This window comes from Bradyrhizobium oligotrophicum, assembly GCF_051168495.1.
GTDB classification, from domain to species: domain Bacteria; phylum Pseudomonadota; class Alphaproteobacteria; order Rhizobiales; family Xanthobacteraceae; genus Bradyrhizobium; species Bradyrhizobium oligotrophicum_A.
Genome location: NZ_JBNPVB010000011.1, coordinates 112,174 through 136,604, shown reverse-complemented (window position 1 = coordinate 136,604; position 24,431 = coordinate 112,174). Strand labels below are relative to the sequence as shown.

The 24,431-nt window shown below is 66.5% G+C and carries 24 protein-coding genes; 4 read left to right on the top strand and 20 right to left on the bottom strand.

Features of this window, described 5'->3' with window-relative positions:
- Nucleotides 1-121: 121 nt before the first annotated feature.
- Entirely contained in the window at nucleotides 122-1,432 is a 1,311-nt protein-coding gene (locus ACQR1B_RS21300) for an MFS transporter (RefSeq protein WP_434833513.1), read from the top strand.
- A 307-nt stretch (nucleotides 1,433-1,739) separates the two neighbouring features.
- Here ACQR1B_RS21300 and ACQR1B_RS21295 read toward each other — a convergent pair whose 3' ends face one another.
- The 7 genes from ACQR1B_RS21295 to ACQR1B_RS21265 form a co-directional block, all read right to left on the bottom strand.
- Nucleotides 1,740-3,452, bottom strand: coding sequence for a thiamine pyrophosphate-binding protein (locus tag ACQR1B_RS21295; RefSeq protein WP_434833512.1), 1,713 nt, complete (start codon nucleotides 3,450-3,452; stop codon nucleotides 1,740-1,742).
- A 28-nt stretch (nucleotides 3,453-3,480) separates the two neighbouring features.
- The gene (locus tag ACQR1B_RS21290; RefSeq protein WP_434833511.1) at nucleotides 3,481-4,419 is read right to left on the bottom strand and encodes an AEC family transporter; all 939 of its coding nucleotides are present in this window, start codon (nucleotides 4,417-4,419) and stop codon (nucleotides 3,481-3,483) included.
- Nucleotides 4,420-4,457: 38 nt separating this feature from the next.
- The gene (locus ACQR1B_RS21285; RefSeq protein WP_434833510.1) at nucleotides 4,458-6,011 is read right to left on the bottom strand and encodes an AMP-binding protein; all 1,554 of its coding nucleotides are present in this window, start codon (nucleotides 6,009-6,011) and stop codon (nucleotides 4,458-4,460) included.
- Between the two features lie 72 nt (nucleotides 6,012-6,083).
- Nucleotides 6,084-6,716 (bottom strand): hypothetical protein, encoded by a 633-nt coding sequence (locus ACQR1B_RS21280; protein ID WP_434833509.1) that lies wholly within the window; start codon nucleotides 6,714-6,716, stop codon nucleotides 6,084-6,086.
- Complete coding sequence (locus ACQR1B_RS21275; RefSeq protein ID WP_434833612.1) at nucleotides 6,713-7,210, bottom strand: c-type cytochrome; 498 nt, start codon at nucleotides 7,208-7,210, stop codon at nucleotides 6,713-6,715. Before ACQR1B_RS21275 ends, ACQR1B_RS21280 begins: the two co-directional genes overlap by 4 nt.
- 98 nt (nucleotides 7,211-7,308) lie before the next feature.
- The gene (locus ACQR1B_RS21270) at nucleotides 7,309-9,087 is read right to left on the bottom strand and encodes a PQQ-dependent dehydrogenase, methanol/ethanol family (RefSeq protein WP_434833508.1); all 1,779 of its coding nucleotides are present in this window, start codon (nucleotides 9,085-9,087) and stop codon (nucleotides 7,309-7,311) included.
- 88 nt (nucleotides 9,088-9,175) lie between these two features.
- On the bottom strand, nucleotides 9,176-9,700 hold the full coding sequence (locus tag ACQR1B_RS21265; RefSeq protein WP_434833507.1) for a copper chaperone PCu(A)C: 525 nt from the start codon (nucleotides 9,698-9,700) through the stop codon (nucleotides 9,176-9,178).
- 134 nt (nucleotides 9,701-9,834) lie between these two features.
- Here ACQR1B_RS21265 and ACQR1B_RS21260 point away from each other — a divergent pair, with 134 nt between their 5' ends.
- The 3 genes from ACQR1B_RS21260 to ACQR1B_RS21250 all read left to right on the top strand — a co-directional run bounded on the left by ACQR1B_RS21260 (nucleotide 9,835) and on the right by ACQR1B_RS21250 (nucleotide 12,332).
- Complete coding sequence (locus tag ACQR1B_RS21260; RefSeq protein ID WP_434833506.1) at nucleotides 9,835-10,551, top strand: GntR family transcriptional regulator; 717 nt, start codon at nucleotides 9,835-9,837, stop codon at nucleotides 10,549-10,551.
- Between the two features lie 103 nt (nucleotides 10,552-10,654).
- Nucleotides 10,655-11,341 (top strand): GntR family transcriptional regulator, encoded by a 687-nt coding sequence (locus ACQR1B_RS21255; protein WP_434833505.1) that lies wholly within the window; start codon nucleotides 10,655-10,657, stop codon nucleotides 11,339-11,341.
- Nucleotides 11,342-11,471: 130 nt separating this feature from the next.
- Complete coding sequence (locus ACQR1B_RS21250) at nucleotides 11,472-12,332, top strand: formate/nitrite transporter family protein (protein WP_434833504.1); 861 nt, start codon at nucleotides 11,472-11,474, stop codon at nucleotides 12,330-12,332.
- A 7-nt stretch (nucleotides 12,333-12,339) separates the two neighbouring features.
- On the opposite strand, the gene ACQR1B_RS21245 is transcribed toward ACQR1B_RS21250, so the two are convergent.
- From ACQR1B_RS21245 to ACQR1B_RS21185, 13 genes are read right to left on the bottom strand one after another with little or no spacing between them, the layout of a single operon-like run.
- On the bottom strand, nucleotides 12,340-13,707 hold the full coding sequence (locus ACQR1B_RS21245; RefSeq protein ID WP_434833503.1) for a sensor histidine kinase: 1,368 nt from the start codon (nucleotides 13,705-13,707) through the stop codon (nucleotides 12,340-12,342).
- A complete protein-coding gene (locus tag ACQR1B_RS21240; RefSeq protein WP_434833502.1) occupies nucleotides 13,682-15,139 on the bottom strand; it encodes a sigma-54-dependent transcriptional regulator in 1,458 nt (485 codons plus the stop codon). The genes ACQR1B_RS21245 and ACQR1B_RS21240 overlap by 26 nt, the downstream gene beginning before the upstream one ends.
- An 8-nt stretch (nucleotides 15,140-15,147) precedes the next feature.
- Nucleotides 15,148-16,188 (bottom strand): hydrogenase expression/formation protein HypE, encoded by a 1,041-nt coding sequence (hypE, locus tag ACQR1B_RS21235; RefSeq protein WP_434833501.1) that lies wholly within the window; start codon nucleotides 16,186-16,188, stop codon nucleotides 15,148-15,150.
- Entirely contained in the window at nucleotides 16,185-17,312 is a 1,128-nt protein-coding gene (gene hypD / locus ACQR1B_RS21230; protein WP_434833500.1) for a hydrogenase formation protein HypD, read from the bottom strand. Before hypD ends, hypE begins: the two co-directional genes overlap by 4 nt.
- Nucleotides 17,309-17,542, bottom strand: a complete 234-nt coding sequence (locus ACQR1B_RS21225; protein ID WP_434833499.1) for a HypC/HybG/HupF family hydrogenase formation chaperone — start codon at nucleotides 17,540-17,542, stop codon at nucleotides 17,309-17,311. The genes hypD and ACQR1B_RS21225 overlap by 4 nt, the downstream gene beginning before the upstream one ends.
- Nucleotides 17,542-19,800 (bottom strand): carbamoyltransferase HypF, encoded by a 2,259-nt coding sequence (hypF, locus tag ACQR1B_RS21220; protein ID WP_434833498.1) that lies wholly within the window; start codon nucleotides 19,798-19,800, stop codon nucleotides 17,542-17,544. Before hypF ends, ACQR1B_RS21225 begins: the two co-directional genes overlap by 1 nt.
- The gene (gene hypB, locus ACQR1B_RS21215) at nucleotides 19,797-20,774 is read right to left on the bottom strand and encodes a hydrogenase nickel incorporation protein HypB (RefSeq protein ID WP_434833497.1); all 978 of its coding nucleotides are present in this window, start codon (nucleotides 20,772-20,774) and stop codon (nucleotides 19,797-19,799) included. Before hypB ends, hypF begins: the two co-directional genes overlap by 4 nt.
- Nucleotides 20,774-21,115: a hydrogenase maturation nickel metallochaperone HypA gene (gene hypA / locus ACQR1B_RS21210; RefSeq protein WP_434833496.1), complete on the bottom strand. Its 342-nt coding sequence runs from the start codon at nucleotides 21,113-21,115 to the stop codon at nucleotides 20,774-20,776. Before hypA ends, hypB begins: the two co-directional genes overlap by 1 nt.
- Entirely contained in the window at nucleotides 21,108-22,202 is a 1,095-nt protein-coding gene (locus tag ACQR1B_RS21205) for a hydrogenase assembly protein HupF (RefSeq protein WP_434833495.1), read from the bottom strand. Before ACQR1B_RS21205 ends, hypA begins: the two co-directional genes overlap by 8 nt.
- A complete protein-coding gene (hybE, locus tag ACQR1B_RS21200) occupies nucleotides 22,199-22,702 on the bottom strand; it encodes a [NiFe]-hydrogenase assembly chaperone HybE (protein ID WP_434833494.1) in 504 nt (167 codons plus the stop codon). Before hybE ends, ACQR1B_RS21205 begins: the two co-directional genes overlap by 4 nt.
- Nucleotides 22,699-22,908, bottom strand: a complete 210-nt coding sequence (locus ACQR1B_RS21195; RefSeq protein WP_434833493.1) for a rubredoxin — start codon at nucleotides 22,906-22,908, stop codon at nucleotides 22,699-22,701. The genes hybE and ACQR1B_RS21195 overlap by 4 nt, the downstream gene beginning before the upstream one ends.
- Nucleotides 22,905-23,768: a hydrogenase expression/formation C-terminal domain-containing protein gene (locus ACQR1B_RS21190; protein WP_434833492.1), complete on the bottom strand. Its 864-nt coding sequence runs from the start codon at nucleotides 23,766-23,768 to the stop codon at nucleotides 22,905-22,907. Before ACQR1B_RS21190 ends, ACQR1B_RS21195 begins: the two co-directional genes overlap by 4 nt.
- Nucleotides 23,765-24,208, bottom strand: coding sequence for a hydrogenase accessory protein (locus tag ACQR1B_RS21185; RefSeq protein WP_434833491.1), 444 nt, complete (start codon nucleotides 24,206-24,208; stop codon nucleotides 23,765-23,767). The genes ACQR1B_RS21190 and ACQR1B_RS21185 overlap by 4 nt, the downstream gene beginning before the upstream one ends.
- Nucleotides 24,209-24,431 lie beyond the last annotated feature (223 nt).

Genomic DNA, 24,431 nt, shown 5'->3' with positions numbered 1-24,431 from the left:
GAGGCCTGAGGTAGCGGCGAGACGACGCGCCCGACATTGGACAATTTGTCCAATGTCGGAGCGGCGCCGGGGCGGACAATGACGGACGCAGATAATGTGCGAGAGGACTGCAGGCAGCACGATGACACAGGTAGCGGCGACCGCCGACGGCGAAACCGAACTCTCCCGCAGGCACGAGGCAAATCCCGGCGAGATCGCGATCGGCGTCGTCATCGGCCGGACGTCGGAATTCTTCGACTTCTTCGTCTACGCCATCGCCTCGGTGATCGTGTTTCCACGTCTCGTCTTTCCATTTGCTGACGAACTCACCCAAACGCTGTATTCGTTCGCGATCTTTGCGCTGGCCTTCCTCGCGCGCCCGGTGGGCAGCGTGATCTTCATGGCCGTCGACCGCCGCTACGGCAAGAGCGCCAAGCTGATCACGGCCTTGTTCCTGCTCGGCACGTCGACGGTGGCGATCGCGTTCCTGCCGAGCTACCACACCGTCGGCGCGGCCGCGATCTGGCTGCTGGCGCTGGCGCGGATCGGCCAGGGCCTCGCCTGGGGCGGCGCCTGGGATGGCCTCGCTTCGCTGCTCGCCATGAACGCGCCGGAGCATCAGCGCGGGTGGTATGCGATGATTCCGCAACTCGGTGCGCCGCTCGGGCTGATCGTCGCCAGCGTGCTGTTCGCGTTCTTCGTCGGCAATCTCTCGGCGGCGGATTTCTTCGATTGGGGCTGGCGCTATCCGTTCTTCGTGGCGTTCGCCATCAACGTCGTCGCGCTGTTCGCGCGGCTGCGCATGGTGGTGACGCCGGAATATGACGAGCTGTTCCATTCCCGAGAACTGCAGCCGGCCCGCGTCGTCAACACGATCCGTCATGAAGGCCGCAACATCGTGATCGGCGCGTTCGCGCCGCTGGCGAGCTTCGCGCTGTTCCACATGGTCACGGTGTTTCCGCTGTCCTGGGTGTTCCTGTACACCAAGGAAACGCCGGCCCGCTTCCTGATCATCGAGGCCGTCGGCGCCGTGTTCGGCGTCGTCGCCATCGTCGTCTCCGGCATGCTCGCCGACCGCATCGGGCGCAAATCGCTGCTGATCGGCTCGGCGACCGCGATCGCGGTATTCTCAGGGTTCGCGCCGCAATTGCTGGATGCCGGTCCGGTCGGCGAGACCGTCTACATGGTGCTCGGCTTCATCCTGCTCGGCCTGTCGTTCGGGCAATCGTCCGGCGCGATCGCCGCGAACTTCCAGAAGACCTATCGCTACACGGCCTCTGCCCTGACCGCCGACCTCGCCTGGCTGTTCGGCGCCGGCTTCGCGCCGCTGGCGGCACTGGTGCTGGCGGCATATCTCGGCCTGCTCTCCGCCGGCGGCTATCTGCTGTCGGGCGCCGTCTGCACCCTGCTCGCGCTGTGGCTCAGCACGCCGCGGCAGTTGCAGCAGGTGTGAGGCGAAGGCGTTTAGTTCAGGCGAGCTACAGCGCAAACTCGGTGCACCCTCTCCCCTTGTGGGAGAGGGTGGCGGGCATGAGCGCAGCGAAATGCACGCCGGGTGAGGGGTTCTCTCCGCGCGCTCGACCGTCACTGCGGAGACAGACCCCTCACCCGGCTCGCGCCCGCTCCGCGCGCGCGATCCACCCTCTCCCACAAGGGGAGAGGGTGCACCATTCGTGTGGTTAGACATGCGTACCTGACTAGGCGGGCAAGACCAATCGTCGCTGCCAGCCTGGAAACCAATCGTCCCGCAAAACCATCCCTCACGTCCCGCGCCACTTGCGCTCCGCTTCGTCCCACGCCGCGAGCGGTTGCAGATCCGGCACCCAGGCGAGGCCGGTCTTGGCATCCGATGACACCGCCTCCGGCGTCACCACCATGTCGAGCAGCGCCGGGCGGTTGGCGAGTGCGCGCGCGATCGCGGGTCCGAGCTGCGCCTCGGTCTCGACGCGCTCCGCATGCATGCCGAAGGCGCGCGCCATCGCGGCGTGATCGGCGAATTGCAGCCTGGTGCCGACGACCTTGCCGTGCGTCACGGTCTGGTCGTGCACCTCGATCTGCCAGGCGCCGTTGTTGGCGACGACGATCAAGACCGGCGCCCGGTGGCGCACGGCGGTGTCGACCTCGATCGCGTTGAAGCCAAAGGCGCCGTCGCCGGTCGCGACCACCACGGGCTTGTCGGGGAAAGCAAGACTGGCGGCGATACCATAGGGCACGCCGATGCCGATGCAGCCGAACGGGCCGGGATCGAGCATCAGCGGCGCGCTGAGGCCGACGCGTGCGAACGACAGGAAGTCGCCACCATCGGTGATGACGACCGCGTCGTTGCCGATCGCCTCCTGCAGCGCCGACAGCACGCGATTCGGATGCAGCCGTCCGTCGGAGCCGTTCGGCGCCGTCGCCATGCTCTGACGCAGCTTGGCCGCGCGCTCCTGATGCGCCGCGCGCAGCTTGCCCGCCCATTGCAGATCGACCGCCGATTCGCGATTGCCCGCAACCGACACCATTGCGCGCAAGGTCTCCGCGGGTGCGGCCAGGATCTCGGCGGCGCCGCGACGGTTGTCGCGCAGTTCGCTCGCGGTGTCGCTGATGCGCACGAATTTGGCATCCTTGAACACGGCCGGCGAGCCATAGGCGAGCTGGAAGTCGAGCCGGCGACCGACGGTCAGCACGACATCGGCATCGCCCATCACGGCCCCGCGCATCGCGCCGACCACGGATGGATGATCATCGGGCACGAGCCCCCTGCTCTCACCGGTGTCGAGATAGACTGCACCGAGGCGGTCGAGCAGCGCGATCAGTTCGGGTCCCGCACTGCGCGCGCCGCGGCCTGAGATCACGAGCACACGGCGCGCCGACCACAACAGCTCGACCGCCTTCTCGACCTCGGCCCGATCCGGCCGTGTCGCCGCGCGCGACTTCGGCGCGAGATGCTCCTCCAGTTGCATCGCCTTCGGCACGAGGCCGCGCAGCGTATCGACGGGGAAATCGATGAAGGCGGGCCCCGGCTCGCCGCCATCGCCGAACGCGCGCGAGATGGCCTCGTCGAGCTCCTGCAGCACCAGCGACGGCTCGCGCACGGTGCGCGCATAGCGCGTGATCGAGCGCACCAGCTGGGTGTGGTCCATGTCCTGCAGCCCGCCGCGATTCTCCTGAGGCCGTGGATTGCCGCCCGAGATCACCAGCACCGGCGCGCGCGACACATGGGCGTTGGCGATGCCGGTGATGGCGTTGGTCATGCCCGGGCCCGCGGTGACCAGCGCGACGCCGAGCTCGCCGGTCAGCTCCGCATGCGCCTGCGCCATGTGCACGGCGGCGCGTTCGTCGCGCACGTCGATGATGCGGATGCCCTCGGCGTCGAGCCGCATCCAGATCGGCATGATGTGGCCGCCGCACAGCGCGAACACGCGGGCAACGCCGCGGCGCTTGAGCAGGCGGGCGATCAGATCGGCGGCACTGTCGGGAGGGACCTTCATCTGACGACTCCGGCTGATGGCGATGGGATCAGCCCGGCGCGAGCCAGGCCACGAGCAGCGAGACGGTGAGCACGGCAAGGATGTGCGATACGAGAATGGAGCCCGAGGTGACACCGGCCTCGAGGCCGTAGAGCTTGGCGATGGTGAACGGCCCGGAACCGATCGGCAGCGCGCTGAGGATCACCGCCGAATGCGACCATAGCGGCGGCATCGCGAACACGTGGAAGGCGAGCAGCGCGGTCACCGCCGGCTGCATCACCAGCTTCAGCGAGACGAGGAGGCCGATCGAGGCCGCGTCGTGCGTCACCACCCGCTCCTGCGCCAGGAACAGGCCGATGCAGACCAGCGCTGCGGGCGACGCCGCGCCCCCGAGCAAGGTCGTGAAGCTCAGGAACGGTGCGGGCAATGCGAAGCCGCTGAGGCCTACCGCCAGCCCCGCGACGGGCGCGATGAACAGCGGGCTGGTCAGGAGAGAGCGCGCAACCTTGGCCACCGTCGCCCCAAACGTGGCGCCCTTCTGCAGATCCATCTCGACGACGACGATCGCGAACAGGAACAGCACGCAGGCCGTGAACAAGGTCGCGATGATCGAGGCCGGCGCGCTGTCGGGACCGAACACCAGGAGGCACATCGGAATGCCCATGAAGCCGACATTGCTGTAGCCGGCGTCGAGGCCCTCGATGCTGGCATTGGCGACGCGCCGGCCGCGCAGCCGGCTGATCACGAAGCCGGTCGCAAAGGTCGCGGCGATGCCGCCGCAGAAGGCGCCGATGAAGCCGAACTGGCTGACCTGCTCGACGCCGATCTTGGACATCGCCGTGAAGATCAGCGCCGGCAACGCCAGGTACACGGCGAAGCGGTTGAGATTGTCGGTCGCGGTGCGATCGAAGACATTGAACCAGCCGCACAGGAACCCGGTCAGGATCAGCGCGAAGATGGGAAGAGCGGAATTGAGAACAGCCTGCATCGCAGCTACATATCAGACCGCAAAGCACAGCAAACGCCTCACTGCGAAAATCTCTTCTTCAATTCGCGATGCAGGATCTTGCCGGTCGCATTGCGCGGCATTTCGTTCTCGGTGATGAAGGCGTAGGAGCGCGGCCGTTTGAACCCGGCCAGACGCTGCCGCGCCCATTCGACCAGTTCGCCTTCCTGCACCGTCATGCCGTCACGCGGCACGATCACGGCGTGGACGCGCTCGCCCCATTTGTCGTCGGGCAGGCCGATGACCGCGATGTCCCTGACACCGGGATGGGCACCGACCAGCGCCTCGACCTCGGACGGATAGATGTTCTCGCCGCCGGAGATGATCATGTTGCTCTTGCGGTCGGCGAGATGGATGTAGCCGTCGGCATCGCGGCGCGCCATGTCGCCGACCGAGCAATAGTCGCCGCGAAACGCCTCCTTGGTCTTCTCCGGCAGACGCCAATAGCAGTCGAAGGTGTGCGCGTTTGAGGAATAGAGCTCACCCGCCTCGCCGTCCGGCACCTCGTTGCCGGCTTCGTCCAGGATGCGGATCGGCGCGGCGCCGACGCATTCGCGCCCGACCGAGCCGAGCTTGGTGAATTGCTCACGCGGATGCAGCATCGTGACCCAGCCGGTCTCGGTGGCGCCGTAGAGCTCGTAGAGCCCGGACTTCGGAAACATCTCCATGACCTCGCGCTTGGTCTCCGGGCGCGCCGGCGCAGACGAAATCATCAGCTTGGTGACCGCGCTGAAATCATGCTGGGCGCGCAGCGCCCGCGGCAGATCGAGCATCATGATGTAATGCGTGGGGACCAGCGAGGTGAAGGTCGCGCCGCCGTCGGCGAGCGTCGTCACCGCGTGCTCCGGATCGAAACTCTTGCGGGAATAGATCGAATTGACGCCGCCGATATAGCCGAACGCGCCGAAGAAGTTCAGCGAGTTGGCGTGGCACATCGGCATCACCAGCAGCGCACCGTCGTTGCGGCTCAGCTTGAGCTCGATCTCGGTCACCATCGACAGCAAGACGGCGCTGCGATGGCTGCGCAGCACGCCCTTCGGCTTGCCCGTGGTGCCCGAGGTGTACATCAGGGTCCAGGGATCGGACAGCGCGACCTCGACGTCCGGCTCGCGATCCGACGCCGCGGCGATGATGTCCTCATAGCCGCGATAGCCCGCCGGTCGCGGCCTGGTGCCGAAATGAATGAAGCGGTCGTCGGTGATGCCGAGATCCTTGCGCGCCTCCTCGACAAGGCCGGTGAGTTCGTCCTGCACGATCATGGCCGCGGCTTCGGCGTTCTGAACGATGAACTGCACCTCGGGCGCGGTAAGGCGAAAATTGACCGGCAGCGCGACGAGGCCGGCCTTGGCGGTCGCGGCATAGATCTCGCACCATTCGACGCAATTGTAGGCCAGGATGGCGACGCGGTCGCCCTTGGCGAGACCGAGCCCGAGCAGCGCGTTGGCCAGCCGGCGCGCGCGATCGTTCCACAGCCTGAAGCTCATCGCGCGTTCGAGATCGCGCGCGCCCACACGATCCGGCGACATCCGGGCATGGGCCGACAGCATCTGCCCGAAATTCAGGAGGTCCCTCATCGTCGTTCCCCCTTTCATCTCGGTGACCTACGAAAGAGCCTCGGCGCAGAGGACGGGCATCGGACGTCTCGGTCAGTTCGCCTGCCTCGTGATCCGAACCCGCGTCTGGTCGACGAAGCTCTTGGCATCCTGATCGGGCTTGCGGAACAGCTCGCGCTCGACGGTCAGCATCCGGCCGGGCACGGTCTTGCTGCAGACCTCGCGCAGGAACACGCCGCCGACCGGCTGCTCGCCCGCCGTCGGCTGCTGCTCCTTGCAGTCCCAGCCCTCGGCGCCGTAGCGCGACTTGACCTGGTTGCCGAGCAGGAAGGCCTTCTTGCGGATGTAGAGCCGCGCCTTCGGATCGGTCTCGATGGTCAGGCCGGTGACGGCGCCGCTGTCGTCGACCAGGGCGGTCAGCAGCACCGGATGACCCGCAACCTTGGTGCCGTCCTGGCTGGTCTCCGGATCGAACTCGAAGCGCACCGCACGCGCCCCTTGCGCATCGGCTGGGCAGTCGCGCCAGCCGGACCACGCCTCGAGCTTGCGATCAGGATCCCCGGCGCAGGTCAGATTGACATAGCCGGCATCGGGCAACTGACCGACCGGCATGCCGACGGTGATATCGCGCAGGTCGTACGCCGGCACGGCCTGGGCAGAGGCTGCATGCATGACGAAGGGGAGCAGGACGATCGCGAAGATGGCAGCGAAGGATGTCCGTTTCATTTGGATGGCTCGCTCGCGGGCTTGGTGGCATTCGCCTTGTAGATGTCGCAGACGCGCGAAATGTTGCCGAAGAAGGCGGTGCACTCGTCGTAGGTCGGCTCGCCCCGGCCCTTGATGTGAGCGAGCACATAATCCGCGACGGCCTCGATATCGTTGGGCCGCAGGAACGTGCCGCCCTCCGGCGGCATGCGCTCGCCAACATCCTGGCGGCTCATGTCGTAGCATTTCGCGGTGTCATACGAGCCGCGCGCGAAATACGGCATGCCCGTCCCGGGCCGGCCGCAGGTCACGGTCTCGATGATGTGCTGGCGGTCGAGATCGGTCTTGCGCAGCGACAGCGCGTCGCCGCCGTAGCCGCCACCGCCATTGCCGTGCCATTTGTGGCAGCCGACGCAGTTAGCGCGCTTGAACACCGCCTTGCCGGCTTCGGTCGGATCGGCCGGCACCGCCGATTGCGCCGCCGCGAGCGAGGCGGAACCGAGAACGAGGGCCAACGTCACGGCGCAGGTGATCGCACTGAGTTTCATCTGATGTTCTTGTCGAATGGGGGATAAGGCGGGAGCGGAGGCGATGCCTCCGCTCCCTCTCTACATCACAGCGCGAAGACGTAGAGCATCGAGCCGGGCTGGATCTTCTTCAACTCGGGCGTGGCTTCGATGAACCACTTGTCCCAGGCGCCGCCGAGACCGACCAGGATCGCGACGTATTGCTTGCCGTCGACCGAGAACGTCACCGGAGGCGCATTGACGCCGCCGCCGGTGTTGAACTCCCACAGCTTCTGCAGGGTCTTGGCGTCGAGCGCCATCACCTCGCCCGAAGGCTGGCCAGTGAAGACGAGGTCAGGCGTCGACAGCATGCCGCCGAGATTTGGGAACGGCGTCTCCATCTTGCCGGCGATCTTGCCGGTGGTGACGTCGATCGCGGTCACGCTGCCCGTGATCTTGAACGGCTGGCTCGGTCCGCCGCCGGTCCAGAACTCGCGCGGCTTCAGCTTGTCCTTGGTCGCCTCTTCCACGGTGATCCGGTTGCAGCTCTCGATGACCGGAATGTACCAGAGCTTGAGGTCCGGATTGTAGGCCGTCGGCGGCCAGTTCTTGCCGCCCATGTTGCCCGGGCAGATGTCCGCCACCTTGTTCTCGCGATGCGGCGTCACCGACGCATTGTAGCGCTGCACCGGGTTCTTCGGATCATACTCGATCGGCTTGCCGGTCTCGGCATCGAGCCCCTTGGTCCAGGTCACCTTCTTGACGAAGGGCAGGCCCCAGAGGAACTTGCCGTTGGTGCGGTCGATCGCATAGGCGAAGCCGTTGCGATCGGCCTCGAGCGCGAGCTTCAGGGTCGAACCGTTCGGTGCGGGCACGTCGACCAGCACGTTCTCGGCCACGCTGTCATAGTCGTAGGGATCATTCGGCGTGTGCTGATAGTGCCACTTGATCTTGCCGGTCGAGGCATCGAGCGCCAGCGAGCTGTCGGTGTAGAGGTTGTCGCCGGGACGATAGGCGTTGTCCCAGTCCGGACCGGGGTTGCCGACGCCCCAGATGATGGTGTCGGTCGACGGGTCGTAGGTGCCGGTCACCCAGGTCGAACCGCCGCCGGCCGCGGCCGCGTCGTTGCTGTCCTTCCAGGTCTCACTGCCGGGCTCGCCCTTGGCCGGAATGGTGTGGGTGCGCCAGACTTCCTTCTGCGTCGACAGATCGGTCGCCGCGATCCAGCCGCGGATGCCGTATTCGGCGCCGGCCACACCCGAGACCGCCATATTCTTCACGATCAGCGGCGCGCCGGTGATGACCTCGCCCTTGTCGGGATCGGCGACCTGGCGCTGCCAGGCGACCTGTCCGGTCTCCTTGTTGGTCGCGATCAGGCGGCCGTCGAGCGTGTGCGAGACGACGAGATTGCCCCACAGCGCGACGCCGCGATTGTCGACGCCGCAGCAGGCGACCGCACCGGCCCAGTCGTGATCCGTCTTCGGATCCATCTTCCAGACCAGCTGGCCTTTGCCGCCGCGCGCATCGATCTTGTAGACCGAGCCCCAGCCGTCGGTCACGTACATCATGCCATTCTCGACGATCGGCGTGCCTTCGAGACCGCCATGGCTCCAGATGCCGCCGCCCTCGACGCCGCCGAGATGCATCGTCCAGGCGACCTTCAGGTTCTTGACGTTGTCCTTGTTGATCTCCTTCAGCGCCGAGAAGCGCGTGCCCGAGTAGTTCTTGTGATGATGCAGCCAGTTGCCGGCTTCCTTGTCGGCGTTGAGCAGCCGCTCCGGTGTCATCTCGTCGGCGGCCCGCGCCGGAGATCCGAGCTGGAAACAGGCGAAAGCTGCGCTGGCCAGCAGCACGGCCCGTAGCGTCGACCTGACGTGATTCCTCATCGTTTCCTTCTCCCACTTTTGATTTTTTGAGTTCGAACACCGCTCCGCCAAGCTCGCGGCGACGCGGGCAGCAGGCGACAAACAAGCTTCAGGGGGACTTGCGAACCTCGACCTCCGTTTCGATGGATCCTGCTTTCTGGAACACGATCGTGCAGGTGAAGCGCTTGCCGGGCTCGAGCGGCTCGCGGGTCTGCAGCAGCATCACGTGATAGGCGGTCGGCAGCAGCACCAGCGTGCTGCCTGCGGGAATTGGAATGTTGGGGATGGAGCGCATTGCCGGCGCGCCTTCGCCGCGATCGACGGTGTGGCGTTCGGAGAAATTGGCAACCGGACAGCGCACGCGCAGCAGCGCTTCGGGCGCCGTGGTCTCGTTCTTGATCGTGACCATCAGGGGGATGTCGCGGCCGATTTCGGGCGCCGCAGGCACCCAGGCGTCGGACAGGGTCAGGCCTTCTCCGCCCGCGGCAAGTGCAGGCGACATCGCGAGGATCGCGGCAACGAACACCGCCGAGAGTCGACGCAACGCCGCGGACCCCCGCGAGTTACGCACGCTGCCCTCCGAGGGCGCCGAGCCGCTCTGGTCACGCTCCGAACGAGCCGGTTGATCCGACACGGGCGCCCTCCCCAAGACTTTGAAGCCGTTTTAACTTGGCTCTTTATTTTTGAATTCGTACTCTGAATTCGAATTCGTCGCAAATGGATTTTTGCGGCTGGCGTGCTATCGTGCCGGCAAAAAAGTGATGACTCATGCGCATTGTGTCCCCCGCCCCCCCGTCTCTGGTCGACCAGGTCGTCGAAGCGATCACTGACGAGATCGTCAGCGGTATTCTCATGCCCGGATCGCGGTTGATTCAGGACGATCTCGCCCAGGCCTACGGCGTGTCGCGACAGCCGGTTCAGCAGGCCCTGGTGCTGCTGCGCGGCTGCGGGCTGGTGCAGACCGCACCCGGCCGCGGGTTGATCGTCGCGCCGCTCGACCCGGGCTTCGTCCGGGATCTCTATGAGATGCGCGCCGTGCTCGAAGGTCTCGCCGCCCGCCTCGCCGCCGAACGCGCCAGTGACCGCGCGGCCCACGAAGGTCCCGCCTACATGGCCGCCGGCCATGCCGCGGTTAAAAGCGGGCTGGTCAGCCGCAAGATCGAGACCGACATCGCCTTCCATCGCTTTCTGAGCGATCTCTCCGGCAATACGCTGATCAACGAGACGATGACGCCGCATTGGCCCTATTTGAAGCGCGTGATGTCCGACGTCCTGCAGAAGGAGGAAAGCATGTCCCGGACGGTGTGGGACGAGCACGAGGGCATTCTCGCCGCCGTGATCGCGGGCCGCAGCGCCGAGGCCGAACGGCTGAGCCGCGACCACATCTCGCGGGCGGCCGCCGTCTTCATCCATCACATCGAATCCCAGCAGGGCGGCAGGCCGAAGCAGCGGCGCACGCTCTCGGCACGCAAGATATCGCTATGAGCGCCGCGACCCGTCCACCATCGGTGACGCGAGCGCCCGACACCGGGCCGGCCGCATCGAATCACGGATCGGACACCATGCTCGAATCGTTGCAGGAGGCCGCGTGCCGCCGCTGAAGAGCCAGCCGAGCCTGACGGAACGGGTCTACCAGCGTATCCTCTCCGACATCGTCGGCGGGGAACTGCCGGAATCCGCGCGGCTGATCCAGGACGATCTGGCGCGCGACCTCGGTGTGTCGCGTCAGCCGGTGCAGCAGGCGCTGCTGCTGTTGCGCAATCATGGTTTCGTGCGCGACGCGCCGGGCCGCGGCCTCGAGGTCGCGCCGATCGATACCGACTTCATCCGCAACCTCTATGAAATCCGCGCCGTCGCCGAAGGCCTCGCCTGCGGGCTGGCGGCGACCCGCGGCGCCGAGCGCGCGGCCGAAGAAGGCCCCAGGCTGATCGAGGAAGGCCGCCGCGCCGAGCGCGAGCACTCGGTGGAGAAGCTGATCGAGGCCGACGTCAGGTTTCACGAGTTCCTCTACGAGATCTCCGGCAACTCGGTGATCCAGGATACGACCCAGCCGCATTGGCTGCATCTGCGCCGGCTGATGGGCGAGGTGCTGATGCGCGACGAGACGCCGCGGCGGATCTGGGACCAGCACGAGGACATCCTGAACGCCGTGATCTCAGGCGATGCGCAGAAGGCCGAGGATCTCGCCCGGCAGCACATCACGCGGACCGCCACGGTGCTGCTGGCGCGGTTGTCCAAGCAGCGCCAGCCGGTGCCGGTGGCAACGGCGTCCTGATCGGTTTGCCGCACCCCCGCCGCAGCATCAGTTCGGAACTTCGTCATCGGCTCGAACGTTCACGCGAAACGGATCTCAGCATCCTTTTCAGCGTCGGCAACCGCCTGCGCCACCCGATGGGTTCAACCACGTGCGCAGCAAGGCAACCGCCTCGACCTTCAGCCCCGCGGCCGACATCGATGGCGTCTCGGATCAACAGCGACGCGAGATCGAGGCGCAGAGCCGGCCCAATGCCGTCCTGATTCACGAGACCATCCGCGCGGAGGGCGAGAGCGAGCTGGAACGACGCTGGTGGGCGATCCTGATATCGGGCTTCGCCGCCGGCCTGTCGATCAGCCTGTCCCTGATCGTGCAGGGCGAATTCCACACGTTCCTCACCGACGAGGCGGCGCGACGGCTGTTTGCACCGGTCGGCTATACCGCAGGCTTTCTCGTCGTGGTGCTCGGCCGGCAGCAGCTGTTCACAGAAAACACGCTGACACCGATCCTGCCGCTGCTGCATCATCGCGATCTGAACACCCTTGGCCGCGTTGCGCGGCTGTGGAGTCTCGTGCTGATCGCCAATGTCGTAGGGACGTGGGCGGCTGCAGCAGCGCTGGCCTACACTCACGTCTTCGAGCCGCGGATCATCGACGCCTTCACCGAGCTCAGCCGCCATACCGTCGAGGGCGCATTCCCGGCCACCTTCATGCGGGCGGTGTTTGCCGGCTGGCTGATCGCGCTGATGACGTGGCTGTTGCCTGCCGTCCGCGGCGCCCGCGCCCATATCGTCATCATCATGACCTATCTGATCGCGCTGGGACAGTTCGCGCACATCGTGGCCGGATCGGTCGAGTGCGCCTTCCTGGTGCTGACGGGCCGGGCCTCGTTGGGCGACTATGTCGGAGCCTTCTTCGTCCCGACCCTGCTCGGCAATGTCGTCGGCGGGACAACGCTGGTCGCCCTGCTCAACTATGGTCAGGTCGCCTCCGAGCTCGACCAAGACACCTAGCGTTCGGTCAGACAGCCGGCAGGGCGAACGAGAACGTCGCGCCGCCGTTCGGCTCGTTGCTCACGACCAGTTCGCCGCCATGCTCGCGCACGATGCCGTAGCTGATCCACAGCCCGAGCCCCGTCCCCTCGCCGACGCGCTTGGTCGTGAAGAACGGCTCGAAGATGTGGCTGAGATGATCCTTGTCGATGCCCGGACCATTGTCGCTGAACCGGAACGCGATCTCGCCGCCCTGGCGCGACGCGGCAACGACGAGGCGCGGCAGCTCGGTCGCGCGCATCGCGTCGATCGCGTTCTCGACCAGATTGACGATCACCTGATGCAGCTGGCCTTCGTTGCCGGAGATCCACAGCTCCGGCTCGACATCGATCTGGATGTCGACACGATGCTGCTTGGTGCGCCCCGCCCATAGCACCGCCGTGTTGATCAGCCGCTCGATATTGACCCGCTCGACCTCGCCGAGCTTGGAGAATGACAGCCGGCGCAGGTTCTTGACGATCTCGCTGATCCGCACCGCACCTTCGAGGGTGCCCTCGATCAGCGGCCCGAAATCCTCCAGGATGGCATCGATCCGCAGATCCGAGCGCAGCGCGGCGAGTTCATCGGCCACCGGCTGCTCATGGATGGCATCGAGATAGCCGACCAGCGACGTCCGGTAGCGCATCAAGGTGTGGATGTTGCCGTAGACGAAGCTGATCGGATTGTTGAGCTCGTGCGCGACGCCAGCGACGAGGCGGCCGAGGCTCGCCATCTTCTCCTGCTCGACGAGTTGCCGCTGCGCGCGCTGCAGCTCCTGATGCGCCTTGTGCAACGCTTCGTAGGCGCGGCGGAGCTCGCCGATCGGCCGCCCCGTCAGCACCACTCCGATGAAGCGGCCGCGATGGTCATGCCGCGGCGAGCTGTTGATCGCGAACAGATCCGAGCTGCCGCCGGCCGCGGCGAAGCGCAGCTCGCCATCGACCACCTCCGTGCCGCCGCGCGGGTGCAGCAGCAAGGCGAGCTTGCCGTGATGATCGACGTCGATCATCTCGGCGATGTTGCGGCCCACGATGTCCGCCAAGGTGCGGCCCGAATTGCGCTGGAAGGCCGAGTTGGCCTGCTGCACATTGCCCCTGGCGTCGCAGACGACGAGAATGTCCGAGACCGACTCGATGACGTTGGTGACGAACGCCTGGGCTTCCTCGAGCTCGGCATTCTTGTGCTCGAGATCGACCTCGTAGCGCAGGAGGTCGGAATAGACCTCGTCCATCTTGCGGATCACTTCGATCCACACGCCTTCGCGCTCGCTGTCGAATTCGAGCGTGCTGCTGCTCGCGATCAGCTTCAGAAGCGTGTCGGCTCCGGACGACTCAGGAGAGCGCGTGGCCTTTGCCATTTTTTCTCAGATCGTACCTGGACAATTTGTTGCGAAGGCCGACGCGTGACAGGCCGAGTTCGCTCGCGACGCGGCTGATGTTACCCTCATACTTTTCGAGGCAATTGACAATGATCGTCTTTTCGAGGTCTTCCACCTTGTCCTTCAGAGTGCCGGTGCCGTTCAGCTTGCCGTTGACGGCGGCGGGGGCTGCGCGGCGGCCGTTGCGCCGGGCGGCGAAGGGCGGGCAGCGCAGCTCGTCGGCATCGGCCAGTACGGCCATGCGCTGGATCTCGTTCTGCAGCTCGCGGACATTGCCCGGCCAGTGATATCTGGAGAACTCCTCCAGCGCCGGCGGCGCGAAGCGCAGATGCGGCCGGTTGAACGAGGTCTTGACCGCCGCCAGCACGCCCTCGGCGATCAGCGGAATGTCCATCGGGCGCTCGCGGAGCGAGGGCATGTGGACCGGAAATGCGGCGAGCCGATAATACAGGTCGCGGCGGAAGCGGCCGGCCTCGACCTCGGCTTCGAGATCGCGGTTGGTGGCGGCCACCACGCGCACGTCCACCTTGCGGACGCGCTGCGCGCCGAGCGGCCGGATCTCGCTCTCCTGCAGCACCCGCAGCAGCTTGACCTGAAAGGCGGGCGACGTCTCGCCGATTTCGTCGAGAAAGATGGTGCCGCCATCGGCAACCTCGAACAGGCCGATGCGGTCCTGATAGGCGCCGGTAAAGGCCCCCTTCTTGCAGCCGAACAGCTCGCTCTCCAGCAGTTCGTCCGGCAGCGCGCCGCAGTTCTCGACCACGAACGCCTTGGTGGCGCGCGCCGAGCCGTAATGGATGGCGCGCGCGAGCAGCTCCTTGCCGGTGCCGGATTCGCCGGTGATCAGCACCGAGATGTCGTAGTCGGCGGCGCGGCGGCCGAGCTCGATGACGTTGCGCATCGGGCTCGCCGCCGAATGCACGATGCGGTCGAAATCGTAGAGCTGCTTGGCGGCGCCGCGCTTGACCGAAACGACCTTCTTGATGTGTGCCGGCGTCGCCTTGACGTCGACCCCGGCGGTCTCCGTCTCCTTCTGCAGCCGGTACAGCTGCACGGCCTCGCGCACGATGTCGATCAGGCGATCAGGCTGCCAGGGCTTGGTGATGTACTGATAGATACCGGCCTCGTTGAGACCCGCGATGATGTCCTCGGAATCCGAATAGCCCGAGATGATCATCCGCACCGGGTCCGGCCACATCTCGCGCACGCGCTTAAGGAAGCTGACGCCGGATTCTTGCGGCATGCGCTGGTCGCAGATCACGGCATGCACGATCTCGCCTTCGAGCAGCTTCTCGGCATCGGCCGTGTTGCCGGCGCACAAAACCTCGAAATCCTGGTTGAGGACGCGCCGGAGCGCCTCCTGCGACCGGACCTCGTCATCCACGACCAATATCGTTCCCTGGATTCCCATCACGCGTCTCAACAGATCCTTGGCAGCTGCTCGCCCGACAGCCAGTCGACGATGCGGCCGCCGCCGAAGCTCGTGGCCATCTGGACGAAGCGGTGATCGTCGTTGACGGCTTCGCCGATCTCCGAGGCATCGCCTCCCAGCGGATGTGCCTTCATGGCGGCGAGCACGACGCCAGCCACCTCGGGCGCGACCACCGCGACGAGCTTGCCCTCATTGGCGACATGGAGCGGATCGAGCCCGAGCAGCTCACAGGCCGCGGCGACCTCCGGCTTCACCGGAATCGCCTCTTCCTGCAGGCGGAAGCCGAGATTGGACTGCTGCGCGATCTCGTTCATCGTGGCCGCGAGCCCGCCGCGGGTGGGGTCACGCATCAGCCTGATGCCGGCGCCGCCGGCCGCCACCATGGCGGCGACGAGGCCATGCAACGAGGCGGAATCGGAGACGATCTCGGTGTCGAAGGTCAGGTTCTGGCGCTTCGACATGATGGCGACGCCGTGGTCGCCGAGGCTGCCGGACAGCAGCACGCGATCGCCCGGCCTCGCCTTGTCGGCCGAGAGGTCGAGCCTTTCCGGCAGCACGCCGACGCCGGCGGTCGAGATGAAGACGCCGTCCGCCTTGCCGCGCTCGACCACCTTGGTATCGCCGGTGATGATCGCCACGCCGGCCTCGCGCGCCGCCGCGCCCATCGAATCCGCGATGCGCTTCAGGTCGGAGAACGGAAATCCCTCCTCGATGATGAAGCTGGCCGAGAGATATAACGGCCTGGCGCCGGCCATGGCGATGTCGTTGACGGTGCCGTGCACGGCGAGCGAGCCGATATTGCCGCCGGGGAAGAACAGCGGCGACACCACGTAGCCGTCGGTGGTCATCACCATGCGGCCGGCTGCGACGTCGAAGGCCGACTGATCGTTGCCGCGCGCCAGCCATTCATTGCCGAACGCCTCGTGGAACAGGCCGGCGATCAACTGCGCCATCGCGCGACCGCCGGCACCATGCGAGAGATCGACGCAGCCGTTCTTCACGTCGAGCCGGCGCTGATGCATGCTCATGATGCGAGCCTCCGCTGATGGTCGCGGAAGCGGCCATAGGTCCAATGCGCCGCGCAGGCGCCCTCCGACGACACCATGCAGGAGCCGATCGGCGTCTCCGGCGTGCAGGCGGTGCCGAACAGTTTGCAGTCGACCGGTTTCTTGAGCCCGCGCAGGATCGCCGGACATTCGCACGCCGGATTATCGGCGACGACCCGCTCGGGCATCGCGAAGCGCAGTTCGGCATCGAGATGCGCGAAGGCGGGCCGCAGCTTCAACGCGCTCGACGGAATGCTGCCGAGGCCGCGCCATTCGAACTGGTCGCGCAATTCGAAGATCTCGGCCATCTCCTTGATCGCGCGCTGGTTGCCGCTGCCGGTGACCGCCCGGCGATACTGGTTCTCGACCTCGTGCCGGCCGTCATTGACCTGCGCGATCAGCATCAGGATCGCCTGCATCATGTCGAGCGGCTCGAAGCCCGCAATCACGACGGGCTTGCCGTCCTCGCGCGCAAACGGCGCATAGGGCTCGGTGCCGATCACGGTCGAGACATGGGCCGGGCCGACGAAGCCGTCGATCTCGATCGGCGTGTCGCTGTCGAGGATCGCGCGCATCGCCGGCGGCGTCAGCACGTGGTTGCAGAACACGCTGAAATTCGCGAGTTGCTTGTTCTCGGCGGCCCGGATCATCACGGCCGTCGGCGGCGTCGTGGTCTCGAAGCCGATGGCGAAGAACACGACTTCGCGGCTCGGATTCTGTTCGGCGAGCGCGATCGCATCGAGCGTCGAATAGACCATGCGGACGTCGGCGCCGCGCGCCTTGGCCCGCAGCAGCGAGGCGCCGCGCGAGCCGGGCACGCGCATCAGGTCGCCATAGACGCAGAGAATGACCTCCGGCCGTTCGGCCAGCGCGATCGCCATGTCGATGCGCCCCGCAGGCAGCACGCAGACCGGGCAGCCGGGGCCATGGATCATGCGCACGTTCCCCGGCAGCATGTCTTCCAGACCATAGCGCGCGATCGCGTGCGTATGGCCGCCGCAGAACTCCATGAAACGATAGGCACGTGCCGGATCGGCCTTGGCGCGGATGGCGCGCGCCAGACCCATGGCCAGCTCCTTGTCGCGAAACTCGTCGGCATATTTCATGGTGCGACCTCCGTCACTGCGCCCATCTGCCGGAGCAGATCCAGCGTCTCGCGCGCCTCGTCCGGATCGATCTTCGCCAGCGCGTGGCCGACATGGAGAATGACGTAATCGCCGACGGCGATCTCCTCGATCAGCGCGACGGAGACCTCCTTGCTGACGCCGTCGATCGACACGATCGCCATGCCGTCAGGCAGCAGCTTGATCACTTCGGCAGGAATGGCCAGGCACATCAGACGATCCCTCCAGGCATCATGTTGGTCTGCGTGAGTTTCAGTCCGGCCACCCAGGCCTGCCCCAGGCTCAAGCCGCCGTCATTGGGCGGCAACTGCCGCGGCAGCAGCGGATCGAGCCCAACGGCACGACAGCCGCGCACGATCTGTTCCGTCAGATGAGCGTTGAGGAAACAGCCGCCAGCGAGCACCACGGTGCCGATGCCGGTGGCGCGCGACGCTGCCGCGATCCAGTCGACGCAGGCCGCGGCCAGGGTGCCGTGAAACAGGCTGGCGGCGTCGGCCGCGTCGCGATCGTGCGCGGCCAGGTGCGCAAGCAGCGGCCGCAGCGACAGCACGCCATCGACGATGGTCCAGCCGCGCTGCAGAATCGCGGGCTCGCGCACCAGCGCCTCGAGCTTCATGGCGGCCTCGCCTTCGTAGCTCTGGATCGTGCTGATGCCGAGCAGTCCGGCGACTGCATCGAACAGACGGCCGGCGCTGGTCGTGGCCGGCCCATCCGGACGATCGAGCAGCATCGACAACTGGCGCGCCTGCGGCTGGGCTGCAAAGCGCGATCCGATCTCGTCGCGGCGGCCGATGTCGTGCAGCACGGCAGCCGCCATGCGCCAGGGCTCGCGCGCGGCGCGGTCGCCGCCCGGCATCTTCAGCGGCGCGAAATGGCCGAGGCGCGCAAAGCGCGGCCCGTCGCACGACAGCAGCTCGCCGCCCCAGGCGCCCCCGTCGCTGCCATGGCCGTAGCCATCGAGCACCAGCGCCAGCGCAGCTCCCGTCAATCCATGCTCCGCCATGACGGAGGCCGCATGGGCGTGGTGATGCTGCACGGGCAGCGTCGGCAGGCCGCGCGCCTGCGCGAAGCGCGTCGAGGCCATGTCGGGGTGCAAATCGTGCGCGACCGCCACCGGCTCGACGTCGAGGATCGAGGTGAGATGATCGATCGTCTCTTCGAAGAAGCGGATCGCCTGCGCCGTGTCGAGATCGCCGAGATGCTGCGAGACGAAGGCCTCGTCGCCGCGGGTCACCGTGACCGTCGCCTTCAGGTGCGCGCCGACCGCGAGCACCGGCGGGATGGCATGCGCCAGCCGGATCGGCTCCGGGACATAGCCGCGGGCACGCCGGACGAAACGAGGCACGCCGGCCATCATTGTGACCACGGAATCATCGGCGCGGATGACGATGTCGCGGTCATGCGTGACGATCAGGTCCGCGATATCCGCGAGGCCAGCGAGCGCCTCGTCATTGTCGGTCAGCAGCGGTTCGCCGCTCGGATTGGCGCTGGTGCAGACCAGCGCCCACGCACTCTTTCCGCCGCGCGCACCGAGCGCGTGGAAAATCAGATGATGCAGCGGCGCGACCGGCAGCATCACGCCGACCTTGGCAAGACCCGGCGCGACCGATGGCGCGACGGCATGGCGTGAGTTCACCAGCACGATCGGCCGTGCCACGTGCTCCAGCAACGCGCGCTCCGCTGCATTTAGCTCGGCGATGTCAGTCGCGGCCGCAGCCGAGGCGACCATCACGGCAAACGGCTTGCCGTCGCGCTGCTTGCGCGCGCGCAGCCGCTGCACGGCCTGCTCGTCCCGCGCATCGCACAGCAGTTGATAGCCGCCGAGTCCCTTGATGGCGACGATCCGGCCGTCCGCGAGCGCTGCGGCGATGTCATCGATCTCATGGCTGAGACGGGGCCCGCAGCGCGGGCACGAGATCGCCTCGGCATGAAAGCGGCGCCCCGTCGGCTCCTCATAGTCGGCGCGGCACGCCTCGCACATCGGAAAGCGCTTCATCGCCGTGGTCGCGCGGTCGTAGGGCAGGCGCTCGGCAATCGTGAAGCGCGGGCCGCAATGGGTGCAGTTGACGAAGGGGTAGAGATGGAAGCGGCTGGCCGGATCGAACAGCTCGGCGAGGCAGGCAGGACAGGCGGCGGCGTCCGGCACGATGCGGGTGGTCACCCGCCCACTGATGCTCGCGTTGATGCGGAAATCCGCGCTCGCCTCGGCAGCGATCGTCTCGACGGCGATGTCGTCGATGCGCGCCAAAGGCGGCGCCTGCCGCGGCAGCGCCTCGACGAACGAGGCGACGTCCGCGCCCTCGACCTCGATGACGACGCCATCGGCATCATTGGCGACGAAGCCTCCCAGCCGATGGCGGGTCGCCAGGCCATGGACATAGGGACGAAAGCCCACGCCCTGCACGGCTCCGCGAATACGGAGCCTGAGGCGCGGGGGCTTCGCCGCCCATGTCTGGCCGGACACACTCATCCCTGCACTGCTCCCAGCGCGCTCGCGCGCATCTTGTCCGCCTGCTTCCTGATCCAGGCGTAGAACGCAGAGAGGCCCTCGCCTGTCTTCGCCGAGATCGTCAGCACCTCGATCTTGGGATTGACGCGGCGGGCATATTCGATGGTCTGCGCCAGATCGAAATCGAGCACCGGCGCGAGATCGATCTTGTTGATCAGCATCAGGGAAGACGCAGCGAACATGTCGGGATATTTGAGCGGCTTGTCCTCGCCCTCGGTGGTCGAGAACACCACGATCTTGCAGGCCTCGCCGAGATCGAAGGCGGCCGGACACACCAGGTTGCCGACGTTCTCGATCAACAGCAGGCCGCCGCGCAGCGACGGCAGCCGGCCATAGGCCTCGCCGACCATCGCCGCATCGAGATGGCAGCCCTTGCCGGTGTTGATCTGGATCGCCGCCACGCCGGTGGCGCGGATGCGCTCGGCGTCGTTCGAGGTCTGCTGATCGCCCTCGATCACCGCGACCGGCCGGCTCTGCTTCAGGTCGGAGACCGCGCGGACCAGCAGCGAGGTCTTGCCGGCGCCGGGGCTGGACACGAAGTTGAACGCCAGCACGTCGTGCGCGGCGAAGCGCGCGCGGTTCTCGGCGGCGAGCCGGTCGTTCTTGCCGAGAATGTCGCGCTCGATCTGGATGATGCGGCCACTCGACAGGCCGGCGATCTCCTGACCGGCCGGGTTGGCCGAGCAGTCGATGTGACCGGCAGAGCCATGCGTGTGGTCGTGGTCATGCGCATGATCATCATGGTCATGATGATGGTGGCCATGATCGTGGTCGTGATCATGATCATGGTGATGGTGATGATGCCCGGCGTGACCATGGCCGTGATCATCGTGCCCGTGGGCATGATGATGATGGTGATGATCGCCATGATCGTGATGATGATCACCGGATTCGATCGAGGATTTTCCGTCGCTGCAGCCGCACACCGTACACATCACTCGACCTCCAGTTCCTTGACCCGCATGTCCTCGCCGCCTGTCACCTGCAACTGACGGCTGCCGCAGGCGGGACAAGGATCGTAGCGTTGACTGATCTCGACACTGCGCGAGCAGGAGAGGCACCACGCCGTGCCCTGCTGTTCGATGATCTCGAGCGCCGCGCCTTTGGCGATGGTGTCGGCGGTCACCGCCTCGAAACAGAACCGCAGCGCGTCCGGCGCGACATGGCTGAGCGCGCCGATCTCCAGCCACACCGTCTTCACCCTGGAAAACGCGGCCTTGCGCGCCTCCTGTTCGACGATCTCGACGATGCCCTCGCACAGCGCCATCTCATGCATCGGCCATCTCCCGCACCGCCACGCGATAGCCGACGCAGGGATCGAAGCAGCCGATCATGGCCTCGATCGCTGCATGGTCTGCAGCACAGCGCGGCCTTGCTGCGCCTGTGAGGCGCTTGGCCACGGGGCCATACGGATGAAAATTCCATTCTGTCGGCGCCAGGAATTCGAAATGGGCGATATGGCCATCCCCATCGAGTTCGATCGCATAGTGCAATCGGCCGCGCGCGCACTCAACGGCAGCAGCGCCGCGGCGCGGACCAAGCGCATAGCTCGCAACAAGCCCCTCATCGGAGGCGGCGTCCTCGCCCTCGCCGGCTTCGATCCAGCACACCAGCGCAGCGATCTCGCTGATCTTGGCCGATAGCCGCTCGAACGGGCCATCCAGCTCTGGCCCGGCCTGCGCGACGTAGCGCGCCCAGACGCCGGTCTCGGGAATGCGGCCGTTGAGCTCCGGCGCTTCCGCAAATGCGGTTCCCGCAACCATCAGCCGGCTCACGATCGCTTCGTCGTCGGCCGCGGACAGGTAGCAGAGCTCGACAGGCATGTGTCGCCATCCCCTGTCCCCGGACGCTTCCCTGGCCTGCGCCATCATCGAAGCGGGCCGGGTTCCCGGCACAACCGGCCCCAAGCCTATGCCGGGAGCGGCCAGGGCCATCTTGATCTGTGACAAGACTTCGCTGGAGAACGGCGCGAGGCCGTCGCTACCGGACCGGCCCTGCAATCCGGTCACCGCCTGCAGCAGCTGCTGCGCCGCGGCGCGGTCCCGGGTCAGCGGCCCAGGCAGCAGACCGCGCAGAAGCTCGGTCAATCGCTCGGCGACGACCGCCTTGATACGCCGATGGCGCGTCGTTGCGGCCGCCTGCTCGCCGCGGGCAGCCTCGAGCGCGGACAGCAGCGCGACCTGATGCGCGGTGGCGCAGAGCGAGAACAGCCGCGGCACGGTGGCGAGCAACGCCTCGACCGGCCGGCCGGCGAACAACCGTCCGAGCGGCGGCCGCGTGCGCGGCTTGATGTCGACATGCCCGATCACCTCGTCGGCAAGGCACAGCGTCACATCGATCTGATTGCGGAAGCCCGCCGTCATGCGCCGCTCTCCGACAGCGCGCCGCGCAGCAACGCCCGGCGATCGATCGCATGGGAGCGCGTGGCGCGGGCGGCGGACGGTTCGTCGCCCGGCGTCATCAACGCGGCTATCGCGGCCTCGGCCGCCGCGCGGGCCGCCGCCATGTCCTCGAACTCGAACATCGGCGAGAACAGCGAGCAGCTCGCGATCCGTCCTACTCCGGCGATCTCGCCGATCGTGAACGCGAACGAGCCGGCCGGAAGGACGATGTCCACCGATGATCCCGCAGACCCCTCGGCGGACGGAGTCACCACGTTCATGAACCAGGGCGTGATGAGGATGCCGATCGTCATCCCTTGATAGTCGCTGAAGCCGATGGCCTCGACGTCGAGCGCGTCATGGTAGATCGGAAGATCGCGCATCGCGCGGTCGCCGATCTCGCGATAGACCGAAACGAGATGCTCGCCCCACGCAGCCGGCGCGGCGTCATGTGTCTCCTGCCCGGCCGCCGCAGCGCTCATGATTCCACCGCCATGAACTTGGCCTTCGGCGCGTCGCAGTTCGGGCAACGCCAGTCGTCCGGCAGCACCGAGAACGGCGTGCCCGGCGCGATCTGCGCCACCGCGTCGCCTTCGGCCGGATCATAGCGCGTCCAGCAGATGCCGCATTCCAGCAGCACGTCGTCGGCGAGATCGCCGCGGACGCCGAAATTCTCGAAGCCGCTCATGTGAAATACGCCTCGATGATCTGCGTCAGCCGCTCGGCGGAATCCTCGAAATCCTCGGCCGCGGCAAGCGCGACCACGGGGACGCCGCCGACCTCCAGCGTGTCGAGGATGATCGTATCCATCGCATTGAAGAACTGCACCGACCAGACGTGGCGAATACCGGTCGCGAGCACACGGCAGGTACCGTAGCCACGCGACATCAGCTGGATCGGACCGTTGCCGAGCGTCTCCTGCAGGAAGCTCATGTCCGCCGGGCTCATCGGCAGCAGCGTGAAATTGATGATCTGCGAGCGCTGGCCGGGCTGCCAGGCGAGTGCGCGCTCACGGATCTCGGCGAGCACCGGCAGCGCGTTCATCGTGCCGTCGGGTGCCGACCCGATGACGATGTCACCAGCCGTGAGATCGGCTGCCGCGCGCGTGACGATCTCCGGCACCGCGCCGATCTCGATGTAGTCGTGAGCCTCGTCTCCTTCCATCCGGACGCGCCAGATGCCGGCCAGCACCGATTCCTGGATCTGCGCCAGCGAGCCATTGGGCAGGGCCACCACGCCGGCGACCTCGCCCTCTCCCAGCACGTCGTCGATCAGCCGGCGCTCCAGGTCGTTGAGACCCGCGAGCCGAAACAACTGTGTCGGCGCATCGGCGGTCTGCGCCGCGATCGCCGCCGCGATCGTCGACAGCAGTTCTACCGCGCGCGGGCAGCTGCGCGCCAGCGCCTCCGAATCCATAGTGGCGAGCTTGGCCAGGGCGCCGGATGCGGTCAGCCCCTTGTACTGGGAGTCGAGCGCCTCCTCGCCGATCGGAAACACGCTGACCGGCTGCTCGGCGCCTTCGGGCGCAATCCAGAATCCGGGCTTCATCGGTCGACTCCTGAAGGCTGATGCGCAGGGACGATGCTGGCGACCACCGTGGCAGTCGCGCCGATCGGGCGATCGATCAGGTGCGAAATGCGGTCGACATAGACGGACCAGTCCTGGATCTTGGCGATCACGCCGAGCGCATCGGCGCCTCGGCACAGGATCAGCGATGGCTGCACGCGCACACCGAAACGGGCGCCGAGTTCGGTCTCGGCGTCACGCGCGATGACCGCGCCGCGCAGCCGGCCCTGAAACGCCGTGATCAGCTCCGGCAACACGATGGCGACGTCGAGCGCCTCCGGAAAACGCGCGGGGTCTCCGGCCGACAGCAGCACGCCAACCTCCCCGGCGCGCTCCGCATCGGCGAGAAAGGCATCGACGTTACCGGCATCGACCTCCGGCAACCCGCCTCGCGCGCGCGTTTCACGCTGCTGCATCGTCATCGATGTGTCCTCCCTTACCAGTTATCGTTGCCGTCGCGTCACAGGATGAGCAATCAACGTGCCAGACAGCGCCCGGCAGCGACCGCTTCAATCTGTTGAAATATTTATTGTTTTTAACACAATCGACGGATGTTCAATCGAACGAATAGTTGCTTTCCAGTCAAAGCTAGCAACTATCTTTACTTCCGGATACAATCTTGGCAGTTGATACCGTCGGCGGTGC

What these genes read in the sequence shown, in the direction of transcription:
- ACQR1B_RS21225 (WP_434833499.1), bottom strand. Translation starts at nt 17,542, where the DNA reads ATGTGCCTGGCCATTCCTGCCGAAGTGATCAAGCTGCTGCCTGACGGC.
- ACQR1B_RS21270 (WP_434833508.1), bottom strand. Translation starts at nt 9,087, where the DNA reads ATGAGGAATCACGTCAGGTCGACGCTACGGGCCGTGCTGCTGGCCAGC.
- ACQR1B_RS21205 (WP_434833495.1), bottom strand. Translation starts at nt 22,202, where the DNA reads ATGACGGCGGGCTTCCGCAATCAGATCGATGTGACGCTGTGCCTTGCC.
- ACQR1B_RS21185 (WP_434833491.1), bottom strand. Translation starts at nt 24,208, where the DNA reads ATGACGATGCAGCAGCGTGAAACGCGCGCGCGAGGCGGGTTGCCGGAG.
- ACQR1B_RS21280 (WP_434833509.1), bottom strand. Translation starts at nt 6,716, where the DNA reads ATGAAACGGACATCCTTCGCTGCCATCTTCGCGATCGTCCTGCTCCCC.
- ACQR1B_RS21190 (WP_434833492.1), bottom strand. Translation starts at nt 23,768, where the DNA reads ATGAAGCCCGGATTCTGGATTGCGCCCGAAGGCGCCGAGCAGCCGGTC.
- ACQR1B_RS21285 (WP_434833510.1), bottom strand. Translation starts at nt 6,011, where the DNA reads ATGAGGGACCTCCTGAATTTCGGGCAGATGCTGTCGGCCCATGCCCGG.
- ACQR1B_RS21290 (WP_434833511.1), bottom strand. Translation starts at nt 4,419, where the DNA reads ATGCAGGCTGTTCTCAATTCCGCTCTTCCCATCTTCGCGCTGATCCTG.
- hypB (WP_434833497.1), bottom strand. Translation starts at nt 20,774, where the DNA reads ATGTGTACGGTGTGCGGCTGCAGCGACGGAAAATCCTCGATCGAATCC.
- ACQR1B_RS21300 (WP_434833513.1), top strand. Translation starts at nt 122, where the DNA reads ATGACACAGGTAGCGGCGACCGCCGACGGCGAAACCGAACTCTCCCGC.
- ACQR1B_RS21195 (WP_434833493.1), bottom strand. Translation starts at nt 22,908, where the DNA reads ATGAGCGGCTTCGAGAATTTCGGCGTCCGCGGCGATCTCGCCGACGAC.
- hypA (WP_434833496.1), bottom strand. Translation starts at nt 21,115, where the DNA reads ATGCATGAGATGGCGCTGTGCGAGGGCATCGTCGAGATCGTCGAACAG.
- hypD (WP_434833500.1), bottom strand. Translation starts at nt 17,312, where the DNA reads ATGAAATATGCCGACGAGTTTCGCGACAAGGAGCTGGCCATGGGTCTG.
- ACQR1B_RS21260 (WP_434833506.1), top strand. Translation starts at nt 9,835, where the DNA reads ATGCGCATTGTGTCCCCCGCCCCCCCGTCTCTGGTCGACCAGGTCGTC.
- hybE (WP_434833494.1), bottom strand. Translation starts at nt 22,702, where the DNA reads ATGAGCGCTGCGGCGGCCGGGCAGGAGACACATGACGCCGCGCCGGCT.
- ACQR1B_RS21295 (WP_434833512.1), bottom strand. Translation starts at nt 3,452, where the DNA reads ATGAAGGTCCCTCCCGACAGTGCCGCCGATCTGATCGCCCGCCTGCTC.
- ACQR1B_RS21240 (WP_434833502.1), bottom strand. Translation starts at nt 15,139, where the DNA reads ATGGGAATCCAGGGAACGATATTGGTCGTGGATGACGAGGTCCGGTCG.
- ACQR1B_RS21245 (WP_434833503.1), bottom strand. Translation starts at nt 13,707, where the DNA reads ATGGCAAAGGCCACGCGCTCTCCTGAGTCGTCCGGAGCCGACACGCTT.
- hypF (WP_434833498.1), bottom strand. Translation starts at nt 19,800, where the DNA reads ATGAGTGTGTCCGGCCAGACATGGGCGGCGAAGCCCCCGCGCCTCAGG.
- hypE (WP_434833501.1), bottom strand. Translation starts at nt 16,188, where the DNA reads ATGAGCATGCATCAGCGCCGGCTCGACGTGAAGAACGGCTGCGTCGAT.